This is a genomic window from Arthrobacter methylotrophus, from assembly GCF_039539965.1.
Classification (GTDB): Bacteria; Actinomycetota; Actinomycetes; order Actinomycetales; family Micrococcaceae; genus Arthrobacter; species Arthrobacter methylotrophus.
On the sequence record NZ_BAABED010000001.1, the window covers coordinates 2,117,397 to 2,132,166 of the forward strand.

A 14,770-nucleotide genomic window follows, 5' to 3' on the forward strand; every position below is an offset into this window, starting at 1 on the left:
CCAGCCACTCTTGAACATTAAGCCTGCCCATTATCCAAGTCCAGACCGGCCACCTCTTTGCCGTGATCAGATATTTTCGCGGCTGTTGTGTTCGCTGAGTGCCTGCCCGCGGCGGATTTCCTCTTCATCCTGCTCCTGCAGCTTCTTGCTGCGCTTGGTTCCCCGCGGACGCAGTTGGATGGTTTCCTCCGCGTCGATTCCTGCCTGGAGTTCCCGTCCGCGTTCCATTTCGGCGTCGAACTCCGCACCGAAGAGGAGGGACATGTTCAGTATCCATAGCCACAGGAGCGCCACGATCACGCCGCCGATTGTCCCGTAGGTCTTGTTGTAGCTGCTGAAGTTGGCCACGTAGAAGGCGAAGGCCACGGAGGCCAGGACGAAGACCAGGAGGGCGATGAACGAGCCGATGCTCATCCAGCGGAACCTGGGCTGTTTCACGTTCGGCGTGGCGTAGTAGAGGACCGCGATGACCGAGATGACCAGCAGAATGATGACCGGCCATTTGGCGATGCTCCATACGGCGAGCAAGTCCCCGTCGAGTCCCAAGGCAGTGCCTGCGGCGTCCGCCACAGGTCCGCTCATGGCCAGCATGCCGGCGATCAGGGCGACGACGGCAATTCCCAGCACGGTGACTCCAAGCATGGTTGCGCGAAGCTTGAGGAACGCCCGTCCCTCGTCGACTTCGTAGACGCGGTTCATGGCCCGGCTGAAGGCCCCCACGTAGCCGGAGGCGGACCAGAGGGCCGTGGCAAGGCCGATGAGGAGGGCGAAGCCGGCCGATCCGGACGTGGTGAGTTCCTCAATGGGCTGCCGGATGGCGTCCACCGTGGAGCCCGGCGCGATCTTTTGGACGACATCGAGGAGCGCCCCGGTGGTCCTTCCTGCCTGCCCAAAAAGTCCGAGGAGGGAGACGAGCGCGAGCAGTGCGGGGAAGAGCGAAAGCACCGCATAATAGGTCAAGCCGGCTGCGGCGTCAGGGCATTGGTCCTTGCCGAACTCGCGCAGGGTTCTTTTGGCGATATACGCCCAGGTCGGTTTGGCCACCTGGGTCGGGCTGGCCGGTTTTCGGGAATCATCGGCAGCGGGGGCCCTGTCCGCCTTGACGGTGCTTGTCTGGGCGGGATGTTCCGTCGTCATGGTTGTCCCTCCTTCCTATAAGGGTGGAGGAGTGCCGGCCCCGCTCCCGGGAATGTGGGAAGCGGGAGGGGGCCGGCACGCCTTCGCCGGGATCAGGACGGCTGGATCCTGTCCTTTGCTTCCGCCGCACTTTCCGTGACGTCGGAGACCGCGGCCTGACTCTCTTCCTTGACGTGGTCGGCCGCCTCGAATGCTGCATCCTTCACGTTGTCCACGGCTTCCTGGGCGGGCTCCTGAAGACCCTGCGCCACGTCCTTCGCAGCGTCGGCGAGTTCGGTGGTCAGCGGTTCCGCAGCTTCCTTGAGGGCGACGGCCGCTTCTTTTTCCTTTTCGCTGGCCGGGGCGAGGGAAGCCAACAGCATTCCGGCGCCAAAGGCTATCAGCCCGGCGGCCAGCGGATTTCCCTCGGTCTGTCTGCTCAGCCTGCGGGGAGCGTCGGCGATCGCCGTACCGGCGTCGTCGATTGCCGAGCGACCCCGATCAGCGACGTCGCCTGCAGCACCCATGACGTTCTCCCTGGCACCGAACACGGCGTCCCTGACCTTGTCGGTCTGGCGGCGGACGACGTGCGACGGCGTCACCTTGTCCGCCACGGCGTCGACATTGGTTCCGAGCCGCCTGCGGGTTTCTTCAATCTCTGCACGGATGTCGTCCGGGTTTTCACTCATCGTTGTTCCTCGCGTGGTTTGAGTGTTTCTGGGATTTCCTGGATTGTTTCGGCTGTCTGGGGCATGCCCTTGATGGATTTGAGCTCCGCTCGTCCCTTGGATGCCAGGACGGCGCCCACGATCGCCCACAAGACCGCCACAACGACGGCGGACCACCCCAGCCCCATCAGAACGCCCAATGCGTACCAAAGGGCCACCGACAGGAAGAGGAGGACAAAATGCCCGGCAACGCCGGCACCCGCCAGCATCCCCGCTCCTCTTCCCGCCCGTGCGGTGGACTGTTTCAGTTCCACCTTCGCCAGCTCCACTTCCTGGCGTATCAGGGTGGAAATGTCCTGGCTGACTTCCCCCAGGAGGTCTCCGAGGGAGGTCGTGTCCGCCTTTGCTTGTGCCGGGGTCGGCGGGAATTCGCTATCGGTCATCGTTGCCCACCGCGGTCCGTACCGGTTCCGAATAGTTGCCCTGCCTCATCCGGTTCCGCCCCGACGACCGGAACCTCGGCATGCAGACCCTTCGAGCGGTCGCGGGTAAGCGGTTCGTCGGTCAGGTCTTCCTCCGGTTGGAGCTGTTCCGTCCCCTCGCCGGCCCACGATTGCCCTTCCTGCGGGTTCCCGTAGACGGGGTCAGCGGGATAGGCGGTGGGTGCCTCCCGGGTGCGCTCATTAGAGGCGGCGAGCCTGCCGCCGTCGTTCACCGGGACCTCCGTGGCGTCGAGGTAAGCAGCGTTTGTCACGCTCGGACCCGGGAGGTGGACAGGGGGAGGGGGAACCGAATTTCCGGCTGCGGGGGCGTATACCTCCGTTGCCCTGTCGCCGGGCCGCGGCGCGGTCACGCCGGTGCTCTGCGTGCGCGCAGGGGCGTCCCCGACGCCGCTGAGGCTCCGACCGAGCCTTCCGGCCAGGACGCCGGCGCCTGCTGCGAGCAGGAGGAACGCGCCCGGACGCCGCCGGGCGAAGGTCTTCACTTCGTCGACGATCGAGCCCGGCTCCCGGTCGTCCAACCAGGTTGCCGCGGATGACGTCCGTTCCGCCGCTTGTCGCACCAGATCTGTGGCAACTCCGGGGTCATTCGCGGCCTCGGCCATGGAACGAAGCTCTTCCGAAATGGACCGAAGCCCGGCGGCGACCTTTTGCTGCTGTATGCCGGCTTGGTCGCTCAGCTCCAGTTTCGCCTGGCTGAGCAGGTCCTTCGCGTTCGCTTTCACTTCGGACGCAACGTTGGCCGCTTCGGCCTTTGTGGTGTCCACCACGGACGTCGCAGATTGTTTAGCCTGTTCCGCGGTGTTCCCGGCCTCGTCCTTGATGGCGTCCAAGGTAGATGTATCAGCGGCCGGATCCGGCATGGTGCCTCGTGTGTCCGGTGCTCGTTGAGTGGTCGGGGAGGAGGCGTAGCTCCCGTCCGTCGGCCATTGGTTCTCTGTCATCTTCGCTCTCTTTCCAAGAAGCTCTGCTGCGGATCAAGAACCAGAAGTACTGGCCTTTAGATACTAAGCGTGCTTACCTTTCTGGCGTAAGCCCCCAATCGTGGCAACTTCTGACCGGATGCGGATGCGAGCTAATTCTGCGCGCAGGCGCAGGCGTTGGCGGCCCGCCGCTCGGCTTTCAGCAGGCGCAGGCCGCCGGCCAGCACGCCCACATCGCTGAAAGCCTGAAGGCAGAGGCGTGCGCCGTTTCCCCATCGGACAGGGGCCGAGCCGCGGCATCCCCGCAACGGCGGGTCCTGCAACCTCATCGGGCGGCTGCGAGCCATCCAGCGCGTACATCACGTGCGGGATACCGTCCCGCTCAACGTTCGTCAGAACCCAGGCAAGGAAGGTACACGGTTTGGTCCATGAGTTTCTTGCTTTCCGGATGCTGCCGGAGGCGGAACCGACCCGACCAGCGCAGGACCATAGTCAATGTTTCTCCCGCGCGAAGCGTCACCGATAGGTCTCGCCGTTCCCGACCGCACGCTCCAGCCCGTGTTCCGTCGCTTGCGAGGGTGGTTTGCCTAGGGGGTGAGCAGGACCTTGATGGCCCGCCGTTCGTCCATCGCGCGGTAGGCCTCGGGCGCTTCCTCGAGCGGCATCACAGTGTCGAAGACCCTGCCGGGATTGATCGTTCCATCGAGCACGTCAGCAAGCAGTTCCGGGATATAAGTCCGGGCTGGGGCCATTCCGCCGGCAACGGAAATATTCGTGTCGAAAAGGTAGCGCAGCGGGGCTTCGGCGCCACCGGTCGGGACGCCGACGAAACCAAGAGCGCCGCCAGGACGGACACTGTGCAGAGCCTGTTCCATGGATTCCTTGGTGCCGACGCACTCCAGGACGGAATCCGCGAGGACGCCTCCGAGTAACTCGCGGACCTTCGCGACACCGTCCTCGCCACGCTCTGCAATGATATCTGTGGCTCCGAACTCGCGGGCTATCGCTTGGCGGTCCGCGTGCCTGGACATGGCAATGATCCGCTCGGCTCCGAGCCGCTTCGCCGCGAGCACGCCGCAGAGCCCCACCGCGCCGTCGCCGACAACGACGACCGTCCTACCCGGGCCGGCCTTCGCCGCAAGAGCCGCGTGGTGGCCGGTGGCCATCACGTCGGACAACGTCAGCAGGCTCGCCCGGAGGGCGTCGTCAGGTTCAGTCACGCCGGGAACCTTGACCAAGGTGGATTCGGCGAGCGGTACCCGCACTGCCTGACCTTGGCCGCCGTCGATCGCGTGGCCGCTGTCATCCTTTCCGCCCCAGCCTGCCAAATGATCGCAGGCCACCGTGACGCCGTCCAAGCACTGGGGACAACTGCCGCAGCTGACCACGAACGGAGCAATCACGAAGTCGCCGACTGCCAGGGTGGTGATGTCGTCGCCGATGCTCTCAACGGTGCCGATGAACTCGTGCCCGATCGCGGACGGCTGGTGCGTGGGCTTGACGCCGCGGTACGGCCAGAGGTCCGAACCGCAGACACAGGAGGCGGTGACTCTCACGATGACGTCGGTGGGCAGCTGGACCGTGGGGTAGTTACGGTCTTCAACACGGATGTCGCCGGGACCGTGGATGATGGTGGCGCGCATGGGGCTCCTCAAATGGTGGTTGTTGGGCTTGAACCGAGTCTATCCCCGGGGCACGGCTCGTCGCTTCCCCTGCGTCGAGCGAGCCGGCGCTGGCAGGGCCTCCACCTCCCGGACGAGGATGAGTCTGCTTCTCAGCCTGGCGTGCTAGTGTCCACGCGAGCTTCCTCTTGTGGCTGGCGCTGCCGGGAATCCACCTGCCCGTCCGCCATCCGCACAAACAACCGAATGGAAACCGCATGACCGTACCTATTTTGACCGCTCGCGAGCTCACTAAGTCCTACGGACGTGGTCCCGATCGCTTCGACGCCCTGAAGGGCGTCTCGCTGGACATTGAGCCCGGGGAATCCGTAGCGATCGTCGGGAAGAGCGGATCGGGCAAATCAACGCTGATGCACCTTCTTGCCCTCCTGGACACGCCGGGGAGTGGCACCATCACCGTGGACGGGACGGCGGCCCGGAGCTTGAACGGGCGCAAACTCAACGGGCTACGCAACGAGATGTTCGGATTCGTTTTCCAGCAGTTCTTCCTCAACCCGGCTGCGAGCGTGCTCGAGAACGTGGTGCTTCCCCTGAAAATCGCCGGTGTCGGGGCAAGGGAACGGCGCCGCCGCGGCATGGAAGTCCTGGAACAGCTCCAGATGGCAGACAAGGCCCGGAACAAGGCCGCCAATCTTTCCGGCGGACAGAAGCAACGTGTGGTGATCGCCCGCGCGTTGGTGAACAAGCCCCGGGTCTTGTTCGCCGATGAACCGACGGGAAACCTCGACACCGCCACGGGGCGGATCGTCGAAGACATCCTGTTCGACTTGAACCAAAACCATGGCATCACCCTGATCGTGGTAACCCACGACCACGAGCTGGCCGAGCGCTTCCAGCGCCGCCTGTACATCCGAGATGGCCTGCTGATCACTACCGACGAGGAGCACGCGGCATGAAACCGCTCGAAATACTGAAGACCGCCATCGCGAACAGCTTCCGCAGCAAACTGCGCACTACGCTAACTGTCCTGGCGATCTTCGTCGGCGCATTCACGCTGACCATCACCAATGGGCTCGGCACCGGCATCTCCAACTATATCGACTTGCAGCTTGCCGCCGTGGGACCGGGCAACGCCTTCACGGTGTCCAAAACCGACACCAGCGGCAATCCGGGAACCGGGCCCAAGAAATACGACCCCACCATCAAGCGCGTGGCTGCCAGCGGCAGGCCCGGGTCCTCGCAGCTCACCCTCGACCAATCTGACCTGGACAAAATCGGGGCGGTACCTGGCATCACTGGAGTTGCGCCCGTCACCAGGATCAACCCGGAATACATCCAGTGGAGCACTCACGACAAGTACCAACTCTCCGTCAGCGCACTTGCCGGAGCCCAGCCCCAACTAGCTTCGGGCACCAATCTGGATGACACCAACAGCCAGGCCCAGCTTCTTTTGCCGGTGGGCTACATCGCCCCGCTCGGATTCTCCGACAACAACCAGGCGATCGGCCAAGTCGTCACTATCGGGATCACCGACGCCACTGGCACGATGCACACGGTGGCTGGGAGCGTCGCCGGCGTAGAGCAGGACAGCCTGCTCAGCAGCTCCGGTATAGCCGTGAACAAATCCCTCTCCGCTGCCCTGAGCCAAGCCCAGGCTACCGGTGCCGTTGCCGCAGTTGCCAGCACCTGGACGGACGCGACCGCGAGCTTCGCGTCGTCGTCGTCGGCCCAAGTGAGCGACATGAAATCCAAGCTCTCCGCCGCCGGTTACACCGCCCAGACACTTGACGACAGGATTGGCACGGTCAAGACCGTGATCAGCGGGATCATCGGGGTCCTGGACGCCTTCGCCGTCATCGCCCTTCTGGCCGCGGGATTCGGCATCGTCAATACCCTGCTCATGTCCGTCCAGGAACGTACCCGCGAAATCGGTCTCATGAAAGCCATGGGCATGGGAAGCGGTTCCGTGTTTGCGCTTTTCAGCACGGAGGCGGCGTTCATCGGCTTGCTGGGGAGTGTGATCGGTTCAGCCGCAGCCATCGGCCTCGGGACCGCAGTGAGCGGCGCTCTCGCCCGCGGTCCGCTGAGCGACCTTGCAGGACTACGCATCCTTGCTTTCGCACCGGGACCCGTGGGGGCCGTTGTCCTCCTCGTCATGGTGATCGCGTTCATCGCAGGCACGCTGCCGGCGTGGCGGGCAGCACGGCAGAACCCCATTGATTCGCTGCGCTACGAATAGGGGATGGTGCTCGAACGCGCGTCATGGTGGAACGTCAGCCTTGAAACCGGGACCCGTGCAGTGGGTTCCCAGCCGATCATCACCGGGCTACTATCGTCCTCTGAGACCGCTGTGACCTAGGTCATGCGGCGGCAGTCCGACGAACTGGAGGCGCCCGATGGTGAATCCCTTGCAATGGCCCGTTCTGCGTGAGCTCCTTGAACACGACCCCACCGGCAGACATCATGCTGCCAAGTCACCCGCGACTGAACGGCTCACCGCCCGGATTGCGACGGCCGACCGGGTTGTCCCGTCGGTCTGCCCGTTCTGTGCGGTGGGCTGTGCGCAGAACGTCTACGTCAAAGACGAAAAGGTCATCCAGATCGAGGGCAACCCGGATTCGCCCATCAGCAGGGGACGTCTGTGCCCCAAAGGCTCCGCGTCGCTGCAATTGACCACGGGGGAATCACGCGAGAAGCATGTGCTGTATCGCCGTCCCTACGGCACCGACTGGGAACGACTCGATCTCGACACGGCGATGGACATGGTCGCCCGGCGGGTCGTGGACACCCGGCGTCGGACGTGGGAGTGGGAGAAAGAAGGCGTCCGGACCCGGCGGACACTCGGCATCGCGAGCCTGGGCGGGGCGACGCTGGACAATGAGGAGAACTACCTCATCAAGAAGTTGTTCACCTCGCTCGGAATCGTCCAAGTGGAAAATCAGGCCCGGGTGTGCCACAGCTCCACCGTGGCCGGCCTCGGCACGAGCTTCGGCCGCGGCGGGTCGACGACCTACCTGCAGGACCTCCAGCGGGCGGACTGCATCATTATCCAGGGTTCCAACTTCGCCGAAGCACACCCCGTCGGCTTCCAGTGGGTGATGGAGGCCAAGGAACGCGGGGCGAAGATCATCCACGTTGACCCGAGGTTCTCCCGCACCAGCGCCCTGGCCGACACCTTCGTGCCGATCCGGGCCGGCACCGACATCGCGTTCCTTGGCGGCCTGATCAACTGGGTCCTCACCCATGAGGCCTATTTCCGCGAGTACGTCGTCAACTACACCAATGCAGCCACCATCCTGCGGGACGATTTCCGCGACACCGAAGACCTTGACGGCCTGTTTTCCGGATTCAATCCCGAGGGACCCTCCTACGATCCTGAGAGTTGGCAATACGAGGGAGCCAACGTTGCCGCTTCCTCCGGGGAGCGCGAGTCGCAGGCGCACGAGGAGGGAAGCACGCTGGGGGAGTCCGGTCACGCCCACTCCCATGGTTCCGGCGGCCCGTCGCTCCGCGGCCATTGGCACCGGGACGAAACGCTGCAGGACCCGCGGTGCGTGTTCCAGACGCTGCGTCGCCACTACGCCAGGTACACCCCGGAGATGGTCGAACAAATCTGCGGCGTGCCGCAGGAGCTGTTCAACGAGGTAGCGGAAGCAATCACCGCGAACTCCGGCCGCGAGCGCACCACCGCGTTCGCCTACGCCGTCGGATGGACCCAGCACACCACCGGCGTGCAATACATCCGGGCCGCCTCGGTCCTGCAACTGCTGCTCGGGAACATCGGCCGGCCCGGCGGCGGGATCATGGCCCTCCGCGGCCACGCGAGCATCCAAGGCTCCAGCGACATTCCGACGCTTTTCGACCTCTTGCCCGGATACCTGCCGATGCCGCACGCCGAGCAGCATACCGACCTGGACGGATACATCGCGGCCGACGCGGCGGAGCGCGGCTTCTGGGCAAACATGCGTGCCTACACGGTCAGCCTGCTCAAGGCCTGGTGGGGAGACGCCGCCACTCCGGAGAACGATTTCTGCTTCGACTACCTGCCCCGGATCACGGGGAGCCACAGCACCTATGACACTGTCGCGGCCCAGCTTGACGGAAGCTGCAAGGGATATTTCCTCATGGGCGAGAATCCCGCCGTCGGCTCGGCCAACGCACATTTGCAACGCGCGGGCATGGCCGAGCTCGAGTGGCTCGTGGTGCGCGACTTCTCCTTGATTGAAAGCGCTACGTGGTGGAAAGACGGCCCGGAGATCGCCACGGGACAGATGCGGACGGAGGACCTTGCCACCGAGGTGTTCTTCTTCCCGGCTGCCGCCCACACCGAAAAGGCCGGCAGCTTTACCAACACCAACCGGCTGCTCCAGTGGCGCGAGCAGGCCATCGAGCCCGAGGCGGACCGCCGCAGCGATCTGTGGTTCATGTGGCACCTCGGGAATCGAATCCGCGGCCTCCTTGCGGGATCGAGCGACCCGGCCGACCAGCCGGTGCTGGATCTGACCTGGGATTATCCGACCGTCGGAAACCAGGCGGAGCCGGACTCGGACGCCGTCTTCGCTGAGATCAACGGCACGAAGGCCGACGGTACGCCCCTTTCGGCGTACACCGAGTTGAAAGACGACGGATCGACGTCGTGCGGCTGCTGGATCTACTGCGGTTGCCGGGCCGACGGCATCAACCAGGCTGCGCGCCGCAAGCCCCACACCGAGCAGGGCATCTCGAGTCGCGAATGGGGTTGGGCCTGGCCGGCAAACCGCCGGGAACTCTACAACCGGGCCTCCGCGGACCCGGAGGGGCGCCCGTGGAGCGAGCGGAAGAAGCTCATCTGGTGGGACGAGGAAGCCGGGAAATGGACCGGCGACGACGTACCGGACTTCGAGCCGACGAAGCCGCCGTCCTATCGCCCCGATAAGGATGCGATGGGCACGGAGGCGATCTCCGGCGTCGACCCTTTCATCATGCAGGCAGACGGGAAAGGCTGGCTCTACACCCCCTCGGGTCTAGTCGACGGACCAATGCCGGCCCATTACGAACCGCAAGAGTCCCCGTTCGAGAACATGCTGTATGGCCAACAGCGGAACCCGGTGCGCAAGCTCATGCCCCGGGAAGGAAACCGGTACCACCCCAGCGGGCGGGACCCTGGGGCGGAGGTATTCCCTTATGTGCTGACCACCTACCGGCTCACCGAGCACTTCACCGCAGGGGCCATGACCCGCTGGCTGCCGTACCTGGCGGAACTCCAGCCGGAGTCCTTCTGCGAAGTCTCGCCCGAGTTGGCCGAAGCACGTGGCCTGACGCACAAGGGCTGGGCAACGCTCATCTCGGCCCGGGGCGCCATCGAAGCCCGTGTCTTGGTAACGCACCGTATGAAGCCGCTCATGGTACAGGGGCGTGTTGTCCACCAGATTGGAATGCCTTACCACTGGGGGCCAAACGGCCTGTCAAAGGGAGACGCCATGAACGAGCTCTCTTCCATCGCTATGGATCCGAACGTCCACATCCAGGAGGTCAAGGCGCTGACCGTAGACATACGTCCCGGGAGGAGGCCCCGGGGGCAAGCCCTGTTGTCTCTGGTCAAGGATTACCGCTTGCGGGCCGCCATTGACGAGAACACCGGAGTTGAAGGAGCGAAGGCATGAGTGTCACGCAATTGGGAATGCCGTCGATCGGAGTGCCGCGCAAGGGTTTCTTCACCGACACGAGCCTGTGCATCGGCTGCAAAGCGTGCGAGGTGGCGTGCAAGGAGTGGAACTCCGTGCCGGCGGACACCGCGCTCGAACTGAGCGGTGAATCGTTCGACAATACCTCCGCCTTGGGCGCGAATTCATGGCGGCACGTCGCGTTCATCGAGCAAAAAGTCCCCGCCGCCGATCCTTCCGCGAACGACGGCGTCAAGTGGCTGATGTCCTCGGACGTCTGCAAGCACTGCACCCACGCCGCGTGCCTGGACGTTTGCCCCACCGGTGCGCTGTTCCGCACCGAGCACGGCACCGTCGTCGTACAACAGGACATCTGCAACGGGTGCGGCTATTGCGTTTCCGCGTGCCCTTACGGAGTGATCGACCAGCGCCCGGAGGATGGCCGGGTATTCAAATGCACGATGTGCTACGACCGGCTCGGTGCCGGCGAGGAGCCCGCCTGCGCGAAGGCCTGCCCCACCAAGTCCATCCAGTACGGCGAACTCGACGAGCTACGCGAACGGGCGGATGCCCGCGTGGCCGAGTTGCACGAACGCGGCGAAGAAGGCGCCAGGCTGTACGGGCACAACCCGGAAGACGGGGTCGGCGGGGACGGCGCGTTCTTCCTGCTGCTGGACGAGCCCGAGACGTACGGCCTGCCCCCGGACCCAGTGGTGACCACGAAGGACCTGCCGGTGATGTGGAAGCGCGCCGCGGGCGCCGCAGCCGGACTTCTGCTCGGCGCCGTCGCCGTTTTCTGGGGAGCCAAAAATTGAGCCCGCGCCGGAAGCATCCCGAGGAGTTCACTTCCTACTACGGCCGGCCGATTCTCAAGAAGCCGACATGGAGCGCGGTAGACATCGCGGGCTACATCTTTGCCGGTGGATTGGCAGGGGCGAGCTCCATGCTGGCGGCCGGAGCACAGCACAGCGGCAGGCCGTCGCTCGAGCGGCGCTCCAAGGTCTTGGCCCTGACCGCGATTTCAGCCTCTGCGGTGGCCCTCGTGCATGACCTTGGGCGCCCGGAACGGTTCCTCAATATGCTGCGCATGGCCAAGCCGACGTCGCCGATGAGTATGGGTTCCTGGATCCTTTCCATTTATGGCCCGCTGGCCGGGGCGAGTGCCGCATCCAACGTACTTGGCATCCTGCCGCGTGCCGGCCGTGCCTGCGGAGTCGGCGCAGCCGTGGCCGGGGCTGCCGTTGCCACCTACACGGGCGTGCTGCTCGCCGATACCGCAGTGCCCACGTGGCACGACGCCCACGAAGTGCTGCCGTTCGTCTTCGCCGGGTCCGCGGCGGCCTCGGCCGGGGGCATCGGCGCCGCCCTTGCTCCGCTCGCCGAGGCCGCTCCCGCACGCCGCATGGCGGTGGGCGGGGCAGTGGTGGAAACGCTCATGAGCTTCAAGATGGAGCGCAGCGGCCAGCTATCCACCGAGACCCTGCACCAGGGCCGCGCCGGGACGCTCTTGCGGCTCTCGAAGGCTTTCACCGTCGGAGGGGCCGTCGCACTCGCCTTGGGCGGACGCCAGTCGCGCCTCCTCAGCACGATGGGTGGCCTTTCCGTCGCCGCCGGCTCGGCGCTGCTGCGGTTCGGAGTGTTTGAAGCCGGCGTCGCCTCGACGCTCGATCCCAAGTACGTCGTCGTGCCGCAACGCCAACGCGTCGACGCTGCCGCGCAGAAGACGGATTCGGTGGGTGTGTAGCGTGAAGGCGAACCGGGAGCGAACCGGACCCGTACGCAGGTTTTTCGGTCTCCCCACCGCACGCGGAGTCTCCGGAGCGCTCGGGGAGCTTGCTTTATGGTGGCTGGCGGGAACGCTCTCGTGGCTCGTCACGGTAAGCACTGTGACGGTCCCGGAAACGGTGACGGCCGTGTCGACTGCGCTGCTCGGCGCAATGCTTGCCCGTATGGCCAGGCGGGCCATGGGGTTCCAGGCCGCAGCGCAGGGTATCTGGCTACGCTGGGCTGCCTTGGTCCCGCTCGCGGCCGTGACCGACACGGTCCGCCTGGCAGGCTGGCTTACGGGCCCGCAGGAGGAAACCCTGAGCGAGCAGCCGATGCCGGGAACCCGGCAACCCCGGGGAAGAGGATGGCGGGCAGGCGCCATGATCGCACTGTCGGCAACCCCCGGATCCGTGGTGTTCTCTTCCGACCCGGTCATGAACCGGATCCGTGTTCACGTCCTGGCCTCCGGGTGGCCGGACCTTGAACGGCACATCGCGTCAGGCACCGGTTAAGGGCCATGAATGGATGTCACAATCGTGTGGTCGGCCGCGACCTTGGCGCTACTGCTCTTCGGGGTCGCGCCTAGCCTCTTCCTGGCTGCTCGCGGAAGCAACGTCCAGCGACTGGTGGGACTCCAGCTCCTTACCGGCTCCGGCGTCATGGTGCTCATCGGCCTCTCGATCATCGCCGGTCAGTCCTCGTACCTGATCGTCCCCCTTGCGCTCGCCGCCCTTGCCGCTACTGGAACGCTTGTGTACACCAGGCTCTTGAAACCGGGCATTGACGGACAACCAACAGTGGAGGAAGAATGACTGCCGCCTTCTTTGAAGCGATTTTCGCAGGACTGGGCGTCCTGGCAGCCGCTTTCGGCTGTGTCGGCGCGGCAATGGCGCGCGAGCCCCTCGCGAGGCTGCACTTCCTGGCTCCCGTGACGACGCTCGCCGTCCCGCTTTTCTCGATCGCCGCGGTGGGCTACTTCGGCTTCTCCCTGGGAAGCGCCACCATCATCCTCATTGCCCTGGTAGTCGCTTTCAGCGGGCCCGCAGTGACGATCGCGGTCGGAAGGACGCTCGCCGACGAGCGGGGACTGGACGTAGGGAGGTCTCCCGAATGAACGAGGGAATCCTCAGTAATGTCTTGATTGCCGTCAGCCTCACCCTCGTGCTCGCCGGGGCCGCGGCCGTCGTATTCACGCGCCATCCTTCAAAGCAAGCCGTGGTCCTGTCGTACTACGGGCTGCTGCTCACCATCTTGTTTGTCGTCCTCCAAGCACCCGATGTGGCCCTCAGCCAAGTGGCGATAGGGACAGCGGTGGTTCCCTTGATCGTGGTCCTCTCGATCCGGAAGGTCTCGGCCATCCGCGCGGACCACCACCTGGAGGAGGGAGAGGAGGGTACATGACACGGCGGATCCGCCTCATCGTTCTCGGCGTCGGCATCGCTGCGTTCTCGGCGGCGATGTTGCTCGCGTTCACCGGCATGCCCCGATTCGGCGGAGACGTCCACGCTTATCGCGACGCGGCCGTCGCAGCAAGCTACGGACATGACACCGCCAACGCCGTCTCGAGCATCAACTTCGACCAACGGGGTTTCGACACTTTCGGGGAGGAGACCATCCTCTTCTGCGCCGTCGTCGGCGTCGCGGCGCTGCTGAGGCCAGTCCACCGCGAACGACGGCGGGAGGTCAGCGATGCGGGCCACGTGCTGGAGTCGACGGGCCTCCTTGTCTACGTACTTTTTCCTCTGACAGTCGTGCTTGCCGTGAACGTGGTCGCCCACGGAGCCGTCACCCCGGGCGGCGGATTCCAGGGCGGCGTCATCCTCTCAACCGGAATCCACTTGCTCTATGTCGGCGGCCGCTACTCCCTCCTGCGCAAGCTCCGGCCCCTGGGGTGGTTCCAGCAAGGCGAGGCGCTCGGCGTCGTCCTGTTCGGCGCGCTCGGAATCGCCGGCGCGGCACTCGGCTCGGCCCTGTTCGCGAACGTCATCCCGCAAGGCCAGCTCAGCGATTTCATCTCGGCGGGAACGGTACCCCTCTTCAACGTCGCCGTGGGGATGACCGTCTGCAGCAGCGTCGTCGTCCTGCTGGCCAGCTTCCTGGACCAGGCGCTCGCGATCCGAGCCGAGCGGGGGAACGGTTCCGGGCCCGACCCGCGCTCCGGACCAGAGGAGGGCACAGCCTCGTGAACCACTACGCATACTTTGTATCGGTGGGCGTCATGCTCCTTGGCGTGGCGGGGATCGCCACGAGCCGCAATCTGGTCCACACCGTTGTTTGCCTTTCCGTCGCCCAATCGGGCACGTATGTGCTGCTCATCGCCGTCGGCTTCCAATACGGCGGAGTGGCGCCTATTTTCGGCGGCCAGGTCGGCAGTCGCACGCCGGTGGTCGATCCGGTGGTCCAAGCACTGACGCTGACGGACATTGTGGTCTCGGCCGCGGTCACCTCGATGCTGCTCGCGCTCGTGATTCAGATCGCCAAGCGCCATCGGGCGATCGATCCTGACCGACTCGGTCGACTGGAGGGCTGAGC

Annotated in this window: 17 protein-coding genes; 11 read left to right on the forward strand and 6 right to left on the reverse strand. The window is 65.1% G+C overall.

What is annotated here, in order from left to right; all coding sequences use genetic code 11:
* Positions 1-66: 66 nt before the first annotated feature.
* From ABD884_RS11235 to ABD884_RS11260, 6 genes are all read right to left on the reverse strand, one after another.
* A complete protein-coding gene (locus ABD884_RS11235) occupies positions 67-1,137 on the reverse strand; it encodes a YihY/virulence factor BrkB family protein (protein WP_345045548.1) in 1,071 nt (356 codons plus the stop codon).
* Between the two features lie 92 nt (positions 1,138-1,229).
* Positions 1,230-1,805 carry a DUF3618 domain-containing protein gene (locus tag ABD884_RS11240; protein ID WP_028267226.1) on the reverse strand — a complete coding sequence of 192 codons (576 nt, stop codon included), beginning with the start codon at positions 1,803-1,805 and terminating at the stop codon, positions 1,230-1,232.
* A complete protein-coding gene (locus tag ABD884_RS11245; protein ID WP_028267225.1) occupies positions 1,802-2,227 on the reverse strand; it encodes a phage holin family protein in 426 nt (141 codons plus the stop codon). The genes ABD884_RS11240 and ABD884_RS11245 overlap by 4 nt, the downstream gene beginning before the upstream one ends.
* Entirely contained in the window at positions 2,224-3,228 is a 1,005-nt protein-coding gene (locus ABD884_RS11250) for a hypothetical protein (RefSeq protein ID WP_345045558.1), read from the reverse strand. The genes ABD884_RS11245 and ABD884_RS11250 overlap by 4 nt, the downstream gene beginning before the upstream one ends.
* A 131-nt stretch (positions 3,229-3,359) precedes the next feature.
* Positions 3,360-3,554, reverse strand: a complete 195-nt coding sequence (locus ABD884_RS11255) for a hypothetical protein (RefSeq protein ID WP_345045562.1) — start codon at positions 3,552-3,554, stop codon at positions 3,360-3,362.
* 240 nt (positions 3,555-3,794) lie between these two features.
* Positions 3,795-4,850, reverse strand: coding sequence for a zinc-dependent alcohol dehydrogenase family protein (locus tag ABD884_RS11260; protein WP_345045567.1), 1,056 nt, complete (start codon positions 4,848-4,850; stop codon positions 3,795-3,797).
* A 236-nt stretch (positions 4,851-5,086) separates the two neighbouring features.
* Between ABD884_RS11260 and ABD884_RS11265 the strand changes: the two genes are divergently transcribed.
* The 11 genes from ABD884_RS11265 to ABD884_RS11315 all read left to right on the forward strand — a co-directional run bounded on the left by ABD884_RS11265 (position 5,087) and on the right by ABD884_RS11315 (position 14,768).
* Complete coding sequence (locus ABD884_RS11265) at positions 5,087-5,785, forward strand: ABC transporter ATP-binding protein (RefSeq protein ID WP_345045573.1); 699 nt, start codon at positions 5,087-5,089, stop codon at positions 5,783-5,785.
* Complete coding sequence (locus tag ABD884_RS11270; RefSeq protein ID WP_345045579.1) at positions 5,782-7,068, forward strand: ABC transporter permease; 1,287 nt, start codon at positions 5,782-5,784, stop codon at positions 7,066-7,068. The genes ABD884_RS11265 and ABD884_RS11270 overlap by 4 nt, the downstream gene beginning before the upstream one ends.
* A gap of 157 nt (positions 7,069-7,225) precedes the next feature.
* Complete coding sequence (gene fdh / locus ABD884_RS11275; protein ID WP_345045585.1) at positions 7,226-10,471, forward strand: formate dehydrogenase; 3,246 nt, start codon at positions 7,226-7,228, stop codon at positions 10,469-10,471.
* A complete protein-coding gene (locus ABD884_RS11280) occupies positions 10,468-11,286 on the forward strand; it encodes a 4Fe-4S dicluster domain-containing protein (RefSeq protein ID WP_345045588.1) in 819 nt (272 codons plus the stop codon). Before fdh ends, ABD884_RS11280 begins: the two co-directional genes overlap by 4 nt.
* Entirely contained in the window at positions 11,283-12,215 is a 933-nt protein-coding gene (gene nrfD / locus ABD884_RS11285) for an NrfD/PsrC family molybdoenzyme membrane anchor subunit (protein ID WP_345045592.1), read from the forward strand. Before ABD884_RS11280 ends, nrfD begins: the two co-directional genes overlap by 4 nt.
* Before the next feature lies 1 nt (position 12,216).
* Positions 12,217-12,750, forward strand: a complete 534-nt coding sequence (locus ABD884_RS11290) for a hypothetical protein (RefSeq protein ID WP_345045595.1) — start codon at positions 12,217-12,219, stop codon at positions 12,748-12,750.
* A gap of 9 nt (positions 12,751-12,759) precedes the next feature.
* Entirely contained in the window at positions 12,760-13,050 is a 291-nt protein-coding gene (locus tag ABD884_RS11295) for a monovalent cation/H+ antiporter complex subunit F (protein WP_345045598.1), read from the forward strand.
* The gene (locus tag ABD884_RS11300; protein ID WP_345045601.1) at positions 13,047-13,352 is read left to right on the forward strand and encodes a monovalent cation/H(+) antiporter subunit G; all 306 of its coding nucleotides are present in this window, start codon (positions 13,047-13,049) and stop codon (positions 13,350-13,352) included. The genes ABD884_RS11295 and ABD884_RS11300 overlap by 4 nt, the downstream gene beginning before the upstream one ends.
* Positions 13,349-13,639, forward strand: a complete 291-nt coding sequence (locus ABD884_RS11305) for a Na(+)/H(+) antiporter subunit B (RefSeq protein ID WP_345045604.1) — start codon at positions 13,349-13,351, stop codon at positions 13,637-13,639. Before ABD884_RS11300 ends, ABD884_RS11305 begins: the two co-directional genes overlap by 4 nt.
* Entirely contained in the window at positions 13,636-14,424 is a 789-nt protein-coding gene (locus ABD884_RS11310; RefSeq protein WP_345045608.1) for an MnhB domain-containing protein, read from the forward strand. The genes ABD884_RS11305 and ABD884_RS11310 overlap by 4 nt, the downstream gene beginning before the upstream one ends.
* Entirely contained in the window at positions 14,421-14,768 is a 348-nt protein-coding gene (locus ABD884_RS11315; RefSeq protein WP_028267215.1) for a sodium:proton antiporter, read from the forward strand. The genes ABD884_RS11310 and ABD884_RS11315 overlap by 4 nt, the downstream gene beginning before the upstream one ends.
* Positions 14,769-14,770 lie beyond the last annotated feature (2 nt).

Bases quoted from the DNA above. Each gene is read 5' to 3' on its own strand.
- ABD884_RS11235 (WP_345045548.1), bottom strand. From the start codon at position 1,137: ATGACGACGGAACATCCCGCCCAGACAAGCACCGTCAAGGCGGACAGG.
- ABD884_RS11240 (WP_028267226.1), bottom strand. From the start codon at position 1,805: ATGAGTGAAAACCCGGACGACATCCGTGCAGAGATTGAAGAAACCCGC.
- ABD884_RS11245 (WP_028267225.1), bottom strand. From the start codon at position 2,227: ATGACCGATAGCGAATTCCCGCCGACCCCGGCACAAGCAAAGGCGGAC.
- ABD884_RS11250 (WP_345045558.1), bottom strand. From the start codon at position 3,228: ATGACAGAGAACCAATGGCCGACGGACGGGAGCTACGCCTCCTCCCCG.
- ABD884_RS11255 (WP_345045562.1), bottom strand. From the start codon at position 3,554: ATGGCTCGCAGCCGCCCGATGAGGTTGCAGGACCCGCCGTTGCGGGGA.
- ABD884_RS11260 (WP_345045567.1), bottom strand. From the start codon at position 4,850: ATGCGCGCCACCATCATCCACGGTCCCGGCGACATCCGTGTTGAAGAC.
- ABD884_RS11265 (WP_345045573.1), top strand. From the start codon at position 5,087: ATGACCGTACCTATTTTGACCGCTCGCGAGCTCACTAAGTCCTACGGA.
- ABD884_RS11270 (WP_345045579.1), top strand. From the start codon at position 5,782: ATGAAACCGCTCGAAATACTGAAGACCGCCATCGCGAACAGCTTCCGC.
- fdh (WP_345045585.1), top strand. From the start codon at position 7,226: ATGGTGAATCCCTTGCAATGGCCCGTTCTGCGTGAGCTCCTTGAACAC.
- ABD884_RS11280 (WP_345045588.1), top strand. From the start codon at position 10,468: ATGAGTGTCACGCAATTGGGAATGCCGTCGATCGGAGTGCCGCGCAAG.
- ABD884_RS11295 (WP_345045598.1), top strand. From the start codon at position 12,760: ATGGATGTCACAATCGTGTGGTCGGCCGCGACCTTGGCGCTACTGCTC.
- ABD884_RS11300 (WP_345045601.1), top strand. From the start codon at position 13,047: ATGACTGCCGCCTTCTTTGAAGCGATTTTCGCAGGACTGGGCGTCCTG.
- ABD884_RS11305 (WP_345045604.1), top strand. From the start codon at position 13,349: ATGAACGAGGGAATCCTCAGTAATGTCTTGATTGCCGTCAGCCTCACC.
- ABD884_RS11310 (WP_345045608.1), top strand. From the start codon at position 13,636: ATGACACGGCGGATCCGCCTCATCGTTCTCGGCGTCGGCATCGCTGCG.